Source organism: Methylobacter psychrophilus (genome assembly GCF_025583945.1).
Lineage (GTDB): Bacteria > Pseudomonadota > Gammaproteobacteria > Methylococcales > Methylomonadaceae > Methylobacter_C > Methylobacter_C psychrophilus.
Genome location: NZ_JAOEGU010000007.1, coordinates 48576 through 64701 on the forward strand (window position 1 = coordinate 48576; position 16126 = coordinate 64701).

Consider the following 16126-nt stretch of genomic DNA (forward strand, 5'->3'; position numbering starts at 1 on the left):
TATGGAAAATAACGAATTGTATCGGCATGTAGCAATTCGTTATAAATGATATTAATAAATAGGGGGAATATAGGAAAAAAAGTTATAATTAATTTAATTACTCAAATCTAATCTAATGTGTGAATACACTCAATGTTACAACTTAAAATACTCATTGTGGATGATGACGAGCACCTGAGTTATTTGCTGAAATACTATCTCTGCGATCAAGGTTTTAGTGTCGATATTGCAGGTGATGGTCAGCAGATGCTCAAAAAAATGGAGAGAAATCCATTCGACTTGATTATCCTGGATTGGATGTTGCCGGGCGAGGATGGCCTGTCTATTTGTCGTCGGCTGAGCGAAGATGAAAATAGCCCTCCCGTCATTATGGTAACCGGCAGTGGTGGTGAAGCCGATCGTATTTTGGGTCTGGATTGCGGTGCCGATGATTATCTGTCCAAGCCTTTTAATCCGCGTGAACTGCTGGCTCGTATTCATGCAGTATTGCGACGTAATCCACGTTTGGTTGCAGCTATTCCCGAAGCAAATCATGCCCCGTTTTATTTCGGCCCATATCGATTGGATTTTTCTCAACGGTGCTTATACCGGGATGATTGCAAAATCGATTTAACCAATAGTGAATTCGGTTTACTTAAAGTGCTGGCGCAACAAGGCGGTGTACCATTGACACGTGAGCGTCTGGGTCACCTTGTCGACGGTCGCGATCATAAGCCGTCAAGTCGTTCCATTGATATTCAGATATCGAGATTACGACGATTACTTGAAGTTGATCCAACTCATCCGTGCTATTTACAAACGGTTCGGGGACTTGGGTATGTGCTGGTTAAAAAAAGTGCTGATGAATGAGATTGCATCAAAAAATACTGATTAGATAGCTGCTGGCGTCGGACAAAATGAAACGTCTTTTACAGGACGCTTCATTTATACCTCAGATTTTTATTTAAACATCTGTAAATTAATAACTATTGTTTAGATTTTCAGATAAATAATTTCGAGGCTAACAGATACCATCCCTTGAAGGGATGGTATCTGTCTGGGCTTACTGCGATGTAAATTTGAAATTTAATTTCTCAAAGTCTATAGCTAACCGTTAGCTGATCAGGTTTGGCGAGATCGCCGTGCAAAACCACGCCACGGTTATTGGCAGCAAGATGACGAACAATTTTGTAAACATGTTCAATCTGATCGCCAGCTTCTGCTATTTCTGCCAATGTTATCAGTTTTAGTGGTTGATCAGCACTTCTTAAAACGGCCAGTATTTTTCGCTGCAGGCTCAATAATGTTTCAGCGGCTTTTTTTCCTGCTTCCACGCCCGGTTGATTATAAGCATTGATGTTTACCAGCGAAGCATAAAAACCAACTGCTCGCTCAAACAGGGCGATTAGTGCGCCAACTGTTTCGGGGTTCACTTGGGTAATTGTTAGTGTAATAGAATCCCGATCATTGTCATATAAGGCTTGCCGGGTACCTTGTAAAAATCCGGACAGAAAATCACCTGATGTCGCTTCGGGTTCTACTTCAATTGATGCGTCATTTCGGTCTTTCAGTACTTCTATAAAAATAGCGAAGAAGTTTGCCACCCCTTCCCGTAATTGTTGCACAAAGGCATGCTGATCCGTAGAGCCCTTGTTACCATAAACAGCAATGCCCTGGTGAACTGTGTTACCGTCCAAATCCTTTTCTTTACCCAAGGATTCCATGACCAATTGTTGCAAATAACGCGAGAACAGCAGCAGGCTATCTTTGTAAGGTAGAACGACCATGTCTTTCTCGCCCTTGCCGTTACCTGCACAATACCAGGAAAGCGCCAACAAAGCGGCGGGATTTTGTCTGATTTCCGGCACACGGGTAGCGATATCCATGGCCTTGGCACCAGTCAATAAAGCTCTAACATTAATTCCCAGTAATGAGGCCGATAATAGCCCTACTGATGACATTTCCGAAGTTCGACCACCTACCCAATCAAACATGGGGAATTCGGCCAGCCAACCTTCAATACGTTCAAGTTCGTCCATTTTACTGCCCAACATAGTCACGGCAACGGCATGGGCCGCGAAGTTTAAGCCTTGTTGCTCGTAGGCATGTTTTACTTCCAACATCCCGTTACGTGTTTCAGGCGTGCCGCCTGATTTACTGGTAATAATAACCAGGGTGCTTTTAAGACGCTCTTTTAAACGATTGAGGATGTGATCGATGCCTGCCGGATCGGTATTATCGATAAAATGAATGGACATAGGTGGAAAATCGGTTGCCAGTGCCTCATCCACAAACTGTGGGCCCAGAGCCGAACCGCCAATACCGATAGAAAGAACGTCTGTAAATTTGGGCGCTAACGGTGGATGAATGGCACCTTTGTGTACTTTTTCGACAAAGGCTTCAATCTTGTTAAGATTATCTATGATCTCGTTTTTCAGATCTGCCGGCGCCAATTCAGGATTGCGCAACCAGTAATGCCCAACCATTCGATTTTCATCAGGATTGGCAATTGCGCCTTGTTCCAGGGCGGCCATGTCCATAAACGCCTGGGCAAATTTGGGCTCCAGTAATTTTATAAGGTGATCATCAAAGCGTATCCGACTAACATCCAGATACAGTCCCAGGTCTTCGTTAAAATAAAGCCAATCCTGATAGCGTTGCCAGAGTTCTTGAGTATTCATAATGTCTGTTTTGTGAGCTTATAATGTTTAATGGAAAAATTAGTGCATTAACCCACGTCGATCGCCGGTTTTTTATAGTGTGATGTTACTCAAAAAGTGGCTTCATTACCATGAAGAGGGTTAATTCTCAGGTTTTTATGGGTGATTATTTTTAAGAGTATAGGGTACTATCAGCCCAGTTAAGTCAATTTTCAAAAATGAAGGTAACGAATGCACGGTAATGATCACTGTTTATCGCCATTAGAGTTTACTTGCTCAAGTGTGTGCTGTGCGATCATTAAGTTTTCCTCGGTAGCTATTACCCATGCTGTTATTTTTGACGATAAAGTTGATATGCGCAAAGTACCGGCTTCATTGGCGGCATCGTCAAGTTGAAGCCCTGACCATGCCGCCTGATGACAAATTCTTGCACGAATTACGGCGCAATGTTCACCGATACCGCCAGTAAACACCAGCGCGTCAAGCCCGCCCAGAGCCGCAGTCAGAGAGCCTATTTCACGTCCTATACGATACACGAATAACTCAATGGCCTCCTCTGCGTGCGGGTGGTTACTGGCAAGTAATAGGCGCATGTCGTTGGAAATCCCGGAAACCCCCAACAAGCCGGATTGATGGTACAGCAGTTGCTCCAGGGCACGCGCATCCATCTTGTGGTGATCCATGAGATAAAGCAAAATGCCAGGATCGATGCTGCCGCAACGGGTGCCCATGACCAACCCGTCAAGAGGAGAAAAACCCATGGTAGTGGCAATGCTATTGCCTTTGTAAAGCCCGCACAGGCTGGCACCACTCCCTAAATGAGCAACGATGACGCGTGCATTAGTGAGTGCGGGCTCAACTGTGGGCAATACGGAGGCAATATATTCGTAGGAGAGACCATGGAAGCCGTAATGACGTATACCTTCATCAGTAAAGTGTCGCGGTATTGCAAAATGCTGCGCGACGGCGGGTTGGGTGCGGTGAAACGCCGTATCAAAGCACGCAACTTGCGGCATTGATGGCATGGTCTTGAGTAGTGCGCGGATAGCTGCGAGGTTATGCGGTTGATGCAGCGGTGCCAAAGGAATGAGGGTTTCCAGTTCTGCAAGAACGTCCGGATTAATCAGAACGGGTGCTGAATAGTATTGCCCGCCGTGGACGACGCGATGCCCAACAGCCAGTAAGGTTCCATTTGCCAAATAAATACGTAGCCAGGAGAGTATGATCGTGATGACACCTGAGTGATCACCTGCTTCATCGATAGTGAGCGCCCGATCAATCAGAATTAAATCATCCGGGGTCTTTACCATAAAGTGAGGCTGGCTACCGATACCTTCAATTTGCCCGGCAGCATCGGCAATCAGTTGTACTGATGAGGCATCTTTTTGGTAAATAGCAAACTTGATACTTGATGAGCCTGCGTTAATGACCAGTAAGTATTTATGCATAATGCTTGATTGATTTAATAAAAAGCCGTAACGGTAATGCATATTTCAGCGACATGGGTGTTACCAAGCTGGTCATCAGGTTCCCACACGGTTACGCAAATGTTCAGGCATATAATTGCGGTCACCCAAAACTTCCAGCATCGGGCCATGAACATCGAACTTAACAATACTTAATGAGGCTGCCGGAGCATCAATGCGATCCCGGTAGCGACCTGTATCAATTCCCATCAGGCTACAAAGAATAATGCGTATCGTGGCTTTATGTGAGACGACCAATACGTTGCCATTTTTGTAGTTGGATTCAATTTCAGTGATTATCGGGAGTGCCCGACTTTCAACCTGAACTGCTGTTTCACCGTCGGTTGGCGGATTCCAGGCGGGTTCGGTCAGCCAGCGGATATAATCCTGTTCGTAGCGTACCCTAACATCGTCCTGTTCTTTATCTTCCCAGGCACCGTAACCAATTTCCTTAAGCCCGTCCCTGGTTTGCATGGGCAGACCTACCACATCACATAAAGGTTGTGCCGTTGCAACCGTTCTTTTCATGGGGCTGGCGTAAATGGCCGACCAGGATACAGAACGGTAAGCATCCGCGAAAGCTTGCGCCATTTGGCTTCCTTCCGGTGTCAATTCCGGATCGAGTGCTCCACAATAGGCTCCTCGCCGGCTATATTCTGTTTCTCCATGGCGTAGCAAATAAATTTTCAGGCTCATATTAAAAATCCGGGTTCATTAATGGGTAACTTGATAGAGACTTTTCGGACATTCCAAATTTCATCGCAATATTCACGAATTGCCCGATCAGAGGAAAATTTGCCGGCTCTGGCCGTATTCAGGATAGACATGCGCGTCCATCGTTCCTGATTTTGCCATGCTTCGGTAACTTTATCCTGACAGGCAATATAGTCGGCGTAATCAGCCAACACCAGAAAGGGGTCATTTTGGCATAGATTATCTATCAAAGGCCGGAATATTTCAGTGTCACCATGCGAAAAATGACCCGAAGCGATTAGATGGATGACTTCAGCCAATTGCGGATTTTTTTCGATAGCGGTTGCGGGATGATAACCTGCGCGTTGAAGTTTAACGACCTCCTTTTCGGTTAACCCAAACAGAAAGAAATTATCGGCACCGACTTCTTCACGAATCTCGATGTTGGCACCATCAAGGGTGCCGATGGTCAAGGCACCGTTCAGTGTGAATTTCATATTGCCGGTGCCTGATGCTTCTTTGCCTGCTGTAGAAATCTGCTCGGATAAATCGGCTGCCGGATAAATTAGCTGGCCGTTCTGGACGTTGAAGTTAGGGATAAAAGCGACACGCAGATATTTATTAACATCCGGGTCGTTATTGATTACCTCGCCTACTGCGTTGATTAATTTAATGATGCGCTTGGCCAGAAAATAACCAGGTGCTGCCTTGCCACCGAAGATAAACGCTTGTGGAGAAATACTGAGTGCCGGATTGCGTTTAAGACGACAGTACAAAGTGATAATGTGTAACACATTGAGATGCTGACGCTTATATTCATGAATGCGCTTGACCTGAATGTCAAATAACCAAGTCGGATTGAGTTCAATGCCGGTTTGTTTACGCAGATAAGTAGCGAGTTTTTCCTTGTTCGCTTGCTTCACGGTGCGCCACTCTTGACGAAATAATGCATCCTCGGCAAAGGCTTCAAGCTTTTTGAGTTCATTAGTCTGCGTAATCCACTCATCGCCAATCGAGCGTGTGATTAAATCGCTCAGTTTGGGATTGGCCAGTACCATGAAGCGGCGCGGGGTTATTCCATTAGTCTTGTTGCTGAAACGCTCCGGCCACAGTTCGTAAAAATCCTTTAGCAAACTGGTGGTTAGCAGTTCGCTATGCAAGGCAGCCACGCCATTAATGGCATGACTGCCGACACAGGCAAGATGTGCCATGCGTACACGTTTGTTGCCGCTCTCATCGATTAGCGATAGTCGGGCTACGCGCTGATCGTCGCCCGGATAACGACGCCTTACCTCATCAAGAAAACGACTGTTTATTTCGTAAATTATTTCCAGATGCCGTGGCAGGAGTTCACCAAACAAGGGTAGCGACCAGGTTTCAAGTGCTTCCGGTAGCAAGGTGTGATTAGTATAGCCAAACGTGCGAAAAGTAATGCTCCATGCCAAATCCCAGGCAAGTTGACGTTCGTCGACCAGTATCCTCATTAGCTCGGCAATAGCGACCGAGGGATGGGTGTCGTTCAGCTGGGCGGCAAACCGGTCGGGGAAATATTCAAGAGGCAGACCGGCAAGTTCAAGCATATTAAGCATGTCCTGTATTGAGCAGGAAACGAAAAAATATTGTTGTGCCAGACGAAGTTTTTTCCCGGCCTCAGGTTCGTCATTAGGATACAGTACCTTTGTCAGTGTCTCGGAAATAACTTTATCGTCCACCGCCTCGTAATAATCGCCGGTATTAAATGCCTGAAAGTCAAAAGATTCACAGGCTTCGGCACTCCAAAGACGCAGGGTATTACAGGTATTAACGCGATAACCCGGAACCGGGGTATCGAAAGCCACGCCTTTAACGACATGGTGTGGTATCCATCGTTTTCGAAGAGAACCCTGATGATCATGGTAGCTTTCCGATTGCCCGCCCAAGTTGACGTAATACGCTACATCGGGTTTGGCTATTTCCCACGGATTACCCCAGCGTAACCATTTGTCGGTGATCTCCACCTGCCAGCCATCATGAATCTCCTGATCGAAGATACCGAATTCGTAACGGATGCCGTAACCAATTGCCGGGCGCTCCAGAGTTGCCAGTGAGTCAAGATAGCAGGCGGCAAGGCGGCCAAGGCCGCCATTACCCAAGCCCGGCTCTTCTTCCAGAGCCATCAGGTCGTCAAGATCCTTGCCAAGTTCAGCAACTGCTTGCCGAATTTCAAACTCAATGCCGAGATTAACCAGGCTGCTACCGAGCTGAGGACCCATGAGAAATTCGGCTGAAAAATAGCAAGCAACTTTTTCAGTACTGGCGCCTGTGAAATAGGTTTGTACGGAGTGACCCCAAAGGTGTTGTAGTCTGTCACGCACGGTCAGTGCCAAGGCCTTGTAGTAGGAGTGTTCAGTGGCTATTTTTGGCAGCTTGCCCAAGCTGTAGATCAAATGATCGAGAATAGCCTTTTTGAGAGCAGGAGTGCTCAAGCTGGTACGAATGTCTTCCTCTACCGGTATGGCTTTATCATTCGAAATATGACCGGTTTTCTTGTTGTTTGTCGTCATGTTCGTATCCTTAGCAACAATGTCATTAAGTTAAGCCGTTCGATAAACTTAAAAAAGCTTTTTCAAATCAGGAACGGCTTGGGAACGGTATCTAAATTGATTGGAATAAAGTCGGATTTTTGTAGAAGCAGATTTTAACCGCTCCTACAAAAATGTTGACTACCAATTAAAGCGGGACAATTTTACAGATATTATCCCTTCAAGGGATGGTATTTATCTCGGCTTAAGTTGGTAGCCAAAAGGTTGGGTGCAAACAGAAACTGTTTTAACTCAGTAAGGCCATTGCCATTGGTCGTCTTCCGGTCTGTCTATACCATGTTCATAAGCGTAGCTACGGCATTCAATTTGCTGATCACGCAGCTTTTGTTTAACGTGTGCGCCGGATACCCGTAAAGTAGGGATACGATCAATAGCATCAATAGCCAGGCTGAAGCGGTCGGTTTCATTTTGAATAGCCAGTTCCAACGGCGTGTTGATACTACCCTTTTCTTTATAGCCACGCACATGCAGGTTCTTGTGGTTGTTACGGCGATAAGCGAGTCGATGAATTAACCAGGGATAGCCATGAAAATTAAAAATAATCGGTTTATCCAAGGTAAACAAGCTGTCAAAATCCCGATCTGAAAGGCCATGTGGATGCTCACTACCGGGTACCAATTTGTAAAGATCCACTACATTGATAAAGCGAATTTTAATGCTTGGAAAGTTTTCGCGTAGTAATACGGTTGCGGCCAGAGCTTCCTTGGTGGGAATATCACCCGCGCTCGCCATAACCAGATCCGGTTCACAACCATCGTCGTTACTTGCCCATTCCCAAATACTAATGCCCTTGGTGCAGTGTTTAATCGCTGCATCCATATCCAGATATTGCAGATGCTTCTGCTTGTCGCAGACAATGACGTTAATGTAGTCAGTGGTTTGTAGGCAATGGTTGGCTACAGAAAGCAGACAGTTTACATCTGGCGGCAGGTAGATACGGGTTACTGAAGGACTTTTGTTAACGACCAGGTCGAGAAAGCCGGGATCCTGATGAGTAAAACCATTGTGATCCTGACGCCAGACGGTAGAAGTAATCAGCAGGTTGAGTGATGATACGGCTGCGCGCCACGGCACCGCCTTGGACATGGCTAACCACTTGGCATGCTGGTTAAACATGGAGTCAATCACATGCACAAAGGCTTCATAGGTAGAAAAAAAGCCGTGTCGACCTGTCAGTAAATAGCCTTCCAGCCAACCTTCCAGCGTGTGTTCGGAAAGCATTTCCATAACCCGACCGTCTGGCGATAGTTGGCCATCGTCAGCATCTTCCGGCAGAATATCAGCCATCCAGGTTTTTTTGCTGGCCTCATAAATATCATCGAGCTTGTTGGAGCTATTTTCATCCGGGCCGAACACGCGGAAATTATTCATGTTGCCGCTCATAATATCACGCAGAAATTTACCCAATGGGCGGGTATTTTCTGCGGTGACTTTACCCGGACTGGCCAGTGCAAGGGCGTAATTCCGAAAATCCGGCATCCGTAAGGCTTTTCTTAACAAACCACCGTTAGCATGCGGATTTGCGCTCATGCGGAGCGCACCTTTAGGCGCCAGTATTTTAAGTTCGGGGATTAATTTGCCCGTTGAATCAAATAATTCTTCAGGTTTATAACTACGCAGCCAGTCTTCAAGTTGCTTTAGATGTGCAGGATTTTCTTTCATCCCGGCAAGAGGCACCTGATGTGAACGCCAAAAACCTTCTACCTTGTGCCCATCGACTTCTTTTGGACCCGTCCATCCTTTTGGGCTACGCAAGATGATCATCGGCCAGCGTGGTCGGTTCGGGATGCCTGTGCGGCGTGATTCATCCTGGATACGTTTGATTTCCAACACACACTCTTCAAGAACGCTCGCCATCAGTTGGTGCATCGTTTCGGGATCACTGCCTTCGACGAAGTAAGGCGTATAGCCGTAGCCTTGAAACAGGCGCTCCAGTTCTTCGTGGGAAATGCGTGACAAGAGTGTCGGATTGTTTATCTTGTAACCGTTAAGATGCAATATCGGTAATACTGCGCCATCGCGAATGGGATTAAGGAATTTATTGGAATGCCAGGAAGTCGCCAATGGCCCGGTTTCCGATTCACCATCGCCGACGACAACCGCCACCAGTAAATCGGGATTATCATAGGCAGCGCCGTAAGCATGAGAAACACTATAGCCCAGTTCGCCGCCTTCATGAATCGAACCCGGTGTTTCCGGTGTACAGTGACTGCCTATGCCGCCGGGAAAAGAAAATTCCTTGAAAAATTGCAATAAACCTTCTTCATCTTCACTTTTATTAGGGTAAATTTCTGAATAAGTGCTTTCCAGATAAACGGGTGCCAACACGCCCGGTGCACCATGGCCTGGCCCGGCCAGGAATATGGCATTAAGACCATACTTGTTAATGAGCCGGTTTAAATGTATGTAGGTAAAGCTAAGCCCAGGACTTGAGCCCCAATGCCCTAACAGTCGGTTTTTAATATGTTCGGGCTTCAGTGGTTCTTTCAATAGGGGATTATCCCGCAAATAAATCATACCGGCAGCCAGATAAGTACAGGCACGCCAGTATGCGTTAATCCTGACTAGCTCATCCGGACTTAGTGTTTCTGCAACAGGGAACGGGATTACGGATTTATCAGAGGTGGTCATATAGTTATATCTCTTGAGGGTTAGATAAAATTAAAATTTAATAGATAAAAATATAAAGAAAATAGAAGTCGATTTTCCTTGGGTATTATGACATTCGTATTAATCCAGAGAGGTTCCGTTTATTAGTACACGCGGAGAGCATAATAGATGTTGACTGGTTTTTGACCAACGATAATAACGCTATAGTTTATCTGTTTCCGTTCACGCTATGTAAGGCCTCTGATTAAGACGTTGGCGACTGACCATTACCACCAACGGCTTCCAGCGCTTGGTAACGCTCGATTGCAGTTCGTGCGTTGAAGAGCATGCGCTCGCGGCCAAGGCGGTCGGCCAGACCGGCATGACGCACGATCTCAAGCACGCCGGGATTAAGCCCCACCAGCCACATTGTAGCGCCGGCTTCAGTCGCGTTCTTTTCACGTTCCATCAGCATCTGTAGTGCCGAGTATTCTATATCCGTTACCCGACTCATGTCTAATGCAAGTACGCGAGGCTTGTGCTGTTCGATCAATATGCCGATTTGTTCGGCCACGTACTGGACATTGACAAAGAACAGGCGTCCCTCCGGACGCACGATCAGCAGGCCATCAAGTGTTTCATCATCGGGGTGTTCGGGTGACAGGGGACGCAGCACGTCTTTGCCGCGTTTACGGCCAATAATATATACATGCGGGTGGGCCGCCTGGCTGGACAGGCTGATTAATGACATAATAATTGCTATTACGATACCTTGCAGTGTGCCGAATATGAGTACTCCCAGACAGGCCACAATAGCCCAGCGAAACTCCATCTTCCTTACTTTGAGGATGGTGATAAAATCGGCGGGTTTGATTAGCCCCGCAGAGTAGACGATGACCACTGCTGCAAGCGTGGCATATGGCAGCAAGCCCAGTAACGGCGAAAGTAGCAGCATGATCGCAGCCGCAGTGCTCGCCGTTACCAGCGATGCTTTTTGTGATCGGCCTCCGGCAGCACGCACGACCGCAGTTTGCGTGGTGCCGCCTCCTGCCGGCATCGCACCGGATAGCGCGCCACCCAAATTGGCAGCTCCCAGGGCAATCAGTTCACGGTTTGCATTGATCGACGGTTCTGTAGATCTGGCAAAGGCGCGCCCGGCGGCGATTGATTCGGTGAAACTCATCAATGCGATTCCTAGTGCGCCCGGTACCAACTGTTCGATCAGGGCAAGATCGGGCATGGTCAGTGACGGCAATCCTTGTGGAATCAGACCGACTGTCGAGACCCCTTGGGCATGCAGACTGAACAACCACGATGCAGCAATGCCACCGCCAACGGCAACCAGAGGTGCCGGTGAATGTGGCCATAGACGTTCCATGCTGATCAGTACTAGCAGGGTCGCAGCGGCTACCGCCAGTGTGATCAACGAGGTTTCCGGCAATTGATTGGCTACGCTGAACAGGTCGCGAAAGAAGCCTTGTTTGGTAATGTGAATACCCAAGAGTTTTGGCGCTTGGTCCAGTACAATGACAAGCCCTATTCCTGCTTTGAAGCCGGTCAGAACGGGTATGGAAATAAAGTTGGCAACAAATCCTAGACGGAGCAACCCGGCCAGAATTAGCAACACACCCACCAACGCAGTTAGTGTGGCAACGGCGGTGATCAGTTTCGTGGGGTCCCCATCCGGGACCACCAATCCGAGCTGTGTTCCGGCGAGAATGCCCAAGGTCGTGGTTGAGCTGACACTGAGTATTTTTGATGAACCCAGCAGGGCGTAAACAAGCATCGGGATAAAGGCGGTATAGAGGCCAACTGCAACAGGCAAACCGGCTACCGTTGCGTATGCCATTGCTTTCGGCAGTACGACTGCTGCGGCCGTGAGGCCGGCGATTACGTCGAAGCGTAGCGCTATGTTGCCGGACTGCTTTGCTTGTGTACTGGCTGGATTGGTTTTCATTTTGATCACGTTGAGCAGAACGACATTAATTTAAAATCGGCTCTTTATTCTATTCATCGTCCAGAGTTTTCCGTGCTACTTCCAAGTATTTAAGCTGTTCATCATTCAGTTCGGGAAATTTTAAATCAAGATCTTGCAGGGTTGAGGTAATAATGTCGGCGACTAAGGCGCGTGTCGCCCACTTGTTGTCGGCCGGAATAATATACCAAGGTGCCCATTTTGTACTGGTGGCGTTAAGCGCATCGTCATAAGCTCCCATGTAATCATCCCAGTGTTCGCGTTCAGCAAGGTCTGCACCCGAAAACTTCCAATTTTTCTCAGGGCGATCCAGTCGTTCCATAAAGCGTTCTTTTTGTTCTTTTTTGGAAACGTTCAGGAAAAATTTGAGAATGACGGTGCCGGTGCGTTGCAAGTGATGCTCGAATGCGTTGATGTCATCGTAGCGATCTTCCCAAAACGATTTACCTTTTTTTCCATCCGGCAAGTTCTGGAGCAGTTCAGGATGGACTTTAACAACGAGAACGTCCTCGTAATAGGAGCGGTTGAAGATACCGATTCGACCTCTTTCCGGCAGGCTTTTCATGTAGCGCCAGAGAAAGTTGTGATCCAAATCTTCGCTTGAAGGCTTCTTGAAGCTGAAAACCTGGCAGCCCTGCGGATTGACGCCAGACATGACGTGTTTGATGGTGCCATCTTTACCGGCGGCATCCATTGCCTGAAAAACGATTAACAATGAGTAACGATTATCTGCGTACAGTAGTTGTTGAACCTGGGTTAAATCCGTCAGATTTTGTTGCAGAACCTCATTGGCGCGTGCCTTTAATTTATCCTTGCCAAATTCTTTAAATTCCTCGGTTTGAGTCCAGCCAGTATCATAGTCTTTGAGATGGATTTTTTTTCCGGGCTCGACCCGTAAAAGATCAATGTATTTTTTCTTTATCATAATGGCTTCCGGTAAAAGGATGAAGGGCCGTCTGTTTATTCGTTACTATTTACAGCGTCTTAAAGGCGATACCCAAGAATAAAATATTTTTCGCAGGAAATTACTTAAGTTGCCGAACTTGCGATATAGCCATATTGAGAGGCCAAATCGACAATTTCCTTGCGGTATCGATCAAATTCAGTCGAGCCAGGTGCACTATAGTTCCAATTTCGGTAATGACTGGTTAGTTCGGTAAAAAAGCTTCTGGCTTCATCTTTATCTTTAAAGTGATAGCCGGTATCAATGAGGCTCTTTAATAGTCCAAAACTCTCAAGCTGCCGTTCCCGGGACATACAAGCATCAATGGCATCAAAAGCATCTTGCTGAAGGTAGACCATGTCCAGCAACAAGGATTTTTGCCAAATGATAAAATCCTCTTCGGTGATACCTTCTTCGCCGGTAACCTGCATCATTTGATAGATCACGTCGCCCTGAACCAGTAATTCTTGCATGGACTTGACATCGCGGACCCAGTTTACATCAATATTTTTAGTGAACCAGGCAGCGAGTTGATCAAGATAGCGTGACCAGGAAATAAGCGGATCTATGGCGGGATAAAAACGCCGATAAGCGCGGTCTGCTGACAAGCCCAGAAAAGTTTTAACAGTACCCAACGTGGCTTGGGTGACCGGCTCTTCAAAGTTACCGCCGGCAGGTGAGACAGTGCCTATCATGGTCAGACTGCCCGTAGAGCCGTCAGGACAGCGGAGCACGCCGGCACGTTCGTAGACATTTTTAACCGACGAATCAAGATAGGCGGGGAACGCTTCTTCACCGGGAATTTCTTCCATGCGACCCGAGGTTTCGCGCATGGCTTGTGCCCAGCGTGAGGTAGAGTCGGCAATAAGCAGTACGTGATAGCCCATTTGCCGAAAATATTCGCCCAAAGTAATACCGGTATAAATAGACGCTTCCCGTGCAGCAACCGGCATGGATGAAGTATTGCAAATAATGATGGTTCTATCCATCAATGTCCCGCCAGTGCGAGGGTCAGTAGTTTCGGGATATTCGGTAAGTGTTTCCACCACTTCACCTGCCCGCTCGCCACAGGCAACGATAACGACGATATCAACCGTTGAAAAACGGGCGATAAGGCTTTGTAAAACAGTTTTTCCTGCACCAAAAGGGCCAGGAATACAGCCCGTGCCGCCTTGGGCAATGGGGAAAAAAGTATCAATAATACGGGTTGCTGTGGTAATTGGTTCAGTGGGATAAAGGCGTTCAGCATAGTGACGGCGGATAAGGCTTTCCGGCATTGGTTTACGCACAGCCCAGCGCTGGGACATAGTCATTTCCAGCTCGGTCCCTTTGCTGGTTTTATAACGGGCGATGACGTCTTCAATCTGTAAATTACCGCCTCGAATCCAGGTGATCTCGACGGGTTCCGGCTCATTAAAAGGTACCATGATTTTGTGCTTGAATTGACCTTCAGGAACGGTTCCGATGACACCACCCGGAGACACTCTGGCACCTACTGCGACTCCGGGTTCAAAATGCCATTTTTTTTCCGGATCAAGCGGCGGCATGGTAACGCCACGGGGAAGAAAAAAACCATATTTGTCGGCCAGTGTATGCAACGGATTAAGCAAGCCGTCAAAAACTTGTCCCAGCAAACCGGGACCCAATACCGCAGACAGCATTTCTCCCGTTAGTTCTACCGTATCACCAACCTTAACACCTCGCGTGTCCTCAAATACCTGCATATCTGCAGTTCGTCTTCGCACGCGGAGAACCTCGGCTTTAAGGCGTTCATTACCCACGCAGATATAGCCCAGTTCGTTTTTCATGAGTGAGGTATTCTCATCGACCTCGATAAGTACCAGGCTTTCTAAAACACCAATGATTTTTGCCGTTCTGGATATCGGTTGTTCAGCTGTCATTTTTTACCTCGTTAATCAATTCTTGAAATCGGCTCTTCGCTTGTCTCGCATCTCGTGCCAGCCAAGCCTGAAGAATGTCCCATTTAAAAACGAAAGCGAATATCGCCTCAAATCCAAAACTGTTACTTTCTGCGATTCGGCTGAGTTTTTGCCAGATGCTATCCATTAGCAGGCTGTCAAGACCGGCTGCATCGTTAGCTTCAAGATAGCGTCGGGCTTCAGGTATCCAGGGATACACCGCTGCCAGTCCAAAGTCCTGGGTATCCCAATGTGCTGCAATAAAACCGGCCCAACGGCTGGCGCCGGAAACCTGCTCTAAAAAGGCCGACTCAAAGATCGTATTATTTTGCCGTAAGCCCGCCAGGATTGTTTGTTGATCCATTCTAAATTCAATAAATTCGCGCAGGGCAGGCTGAGTAATTTCTTGTAACGCAGCGCGGCAGCGTAATATCATTTCTTTGTCGGTTTTCGGTTTGGCCAGAGACATTCGCCAGCTTACCAGTGCTTCGGCTAGAGCCAGTTGCCGGGCATCATGAGAATCCAGGACATGTAAACGCTGCTCCAGTCGCAGACGCGTGATAGGTGACCGCTCGGCTTTTTTAAACGGCGGTAAATAAGGCAAGCTGGCGACCAGGGTAATGTAGGATGTCGCCATAATATTTATTCGCTACCTTCAAGTATCGCCTGAAAACGCGGGATCATACGCTGGTAGAGTAGTCTGGAAATGGCCTTGTCGGACAGATCAATTTCCAGTTTTTCCTTAACCAGACGTACGTATGCCCCACCTTCGATGTCGCTGGACGGGATCAGCTCAACTCCCTCACGCAGCATCTCGCTGGATAGCGTAAGAATGGTTTGCTTGGCGCGTTCACCGAGTGTCTCGTTAGGAAGCCCTGTAAGTATCGACTCGGAGATGAGAATCTGGATTTCCTTGTCACCGATTAACTCTTTTTCGACATGGCTTGCCAGCACCAGCACAATCGCTTTAATAAATTGCTCGTCGCGGGTGGCCGATGTTACTAATCGTTGTACGAATACTTCAAATTCGGATGAAACTTTGGCCTTAAGTTGCAGCATCGAGTCGCGTGCAGAAAGCTTAAGTGCTTCCAAAGCCGCTACATTGTTGGACTCGATTTCAATACGCGAACTTTCACGCATTCGATCCACTTCCAGTTTGGCATCTGCCAGCATTTTTGCCGACTTTGCTTCAGCATCCCGTAAAATTTTATTCGCTTTTTCAGTGGCAGCCAATACGCCTTGGTCACGGATACGGTCAACGAGGTTCTGAACGCCGGAGCCGGATTTATTTTTTTCTTGTTCTGTCATGTCATTAGTCCC

11 protein-coding genes are annotated in these 16126 nt (G+C 47.3%); 1 reads left to right on the forward strand and 10 read right to left on the reverse strand.

Features of this window, described 5'->3' with window-relative positions; translation table 11 throughout:
- Positions 1 to 132: 132 nt before the first annotated feature.
- Positions 133 to 849: a response regulator gene (locus tag N7974_RS05470; protein WP_262964641.1), complete on the forward strand. Its 717-nt coding sequence runs from the start codon at positions 133 to 135 to the stop codon at positions 847 to 849.
- Positions 850 to 1073: 224 nt separating this feature from the next.
- Here the strand turns inward: N7974_RS05470 and N7974_RS05475 are convergent, their stop codons facing one another.
- The 10 genes from N7974_RS05475 to N7974_RS05520 all read right to left on the reverse strand — a co-directional run bounded on the left by N7974_RS05475 (position 1074) and on the right by N7974_RS05520 (position 16114).
- A complete protein-coding gene (locus N7974_RS05475; protein WP_262964642.1) occupies positions 1074 to 2660 on the reverse strand; it encodes a glucose-6-phosphate isomerase in 1587 nt (528 codons plus the stop codon).
- Positions 2661 to 2884: 224 nt separating this feature from the next.
- Positions 2885 to 4087, reverse strand: coding sequence for an acetate/propionate family kinase (locus N7974_RS05480; RefSeq protein WP_262964643.1), 1203 nt, complete (start codon positions 4085 to 4087; stop codon positions 2885 to 2887).
- 75 nt (positions 4088 to 4162) lie between these two features.
- Complete coding sequence (locus tag N7974_RS05485) at positions 4163 to 4801, reverse strand: histidine phosphatase family protein (RefSeq protein ID WP_262964644.1); 639 nt, start codon at positions 4799 to 4801, stop codon at positions 4163 to 4165.
- On the reverse strand, positions 4798 to 7341 hold the full coding sequence (locus N7974_RS05490; protein ID WP_262964645.1) for a glycogen/starch/alpha-glucan phosphorylase: 2544 nt from the start codon (positions 7339 to 7341) through the stop codon (positions 4798 to 4800). The genes N7974_RS05485 and N7974_RS05490 overlap by 4 nt, the downstream gene beginning before the upstream one ends.
- Before the next feature lie 270 nt (positions 7342 to 7611).
- Entirely contained in the window at positions 7612 to 10011 is a 2400-nt protein-coding gene (locus N7974_RS05495; protein ID WP_262964646.1) for a phosphoketolase family protein, read from the reverse strand.
- 223 nt (positions 10012 to 10234) lie between these two features.
- Entirely contained in the window at positions 10235 to 11926 is a 1692-nt protein-coding gene (locus N7974_RS05500; RefSeq protein WP_262964647.1) for a SulP family inorganic anion transporter, read from the reverse strand.
- A gap of 49 nt (positions 11927 to 11975) precedes the next feature.
- The gene (locus tag N7974_RS05505) at positions 11976 to 12869 is read right to left on the reverse strand and encodes a polyphosphate kinase 2 family protein (RefSeq protein WP_262964648.1); all 894 of its coding nucleotides are present in this window, start codon (positions 12867 to 12869) and stop codon (positions 11976 to 11978) included.
- 104 nt (positions 12870 to 12973) lie between these two features.
- A complete protein-coding gene (locus N7974_RS05510) occupies positions 12974 to 14788 on the reverse strand; it encodes a V-type ATP synthase subunit A (RefSeq protein ID WP_262964649.1) in 1815 nt (604 codons plus the stop codon).
- Positions 14778 to 15443 (reverse strand): DUF2764 domain-containing protein, encoded by a 666-nt coding sequence (locus N7974_RS05515; RefSeq protein ID WP_262964650.1) that lies wholly within the window; start codon positions 15441 to 15443, stop codon positions 14778 to 14780. Before N7974_RS05515 ends, N7974_RS05510 begins: the two co-directional genes overlap by 11 nt.
- 5 nt (positions 15444 to 15448) lie before the next feature.
- Positions 15449 to 16114, reverse strand: a complete 666-nt coding sequence (locus tag N7974_RS05520; protein ID WP_262964651.1) for a hypothetical protein — start codon at positions 16112 to 16114, stop codon at positions 15449 to 15451.
- Positions 16115 to 16126: the final 12 nt, after the last annotated feature.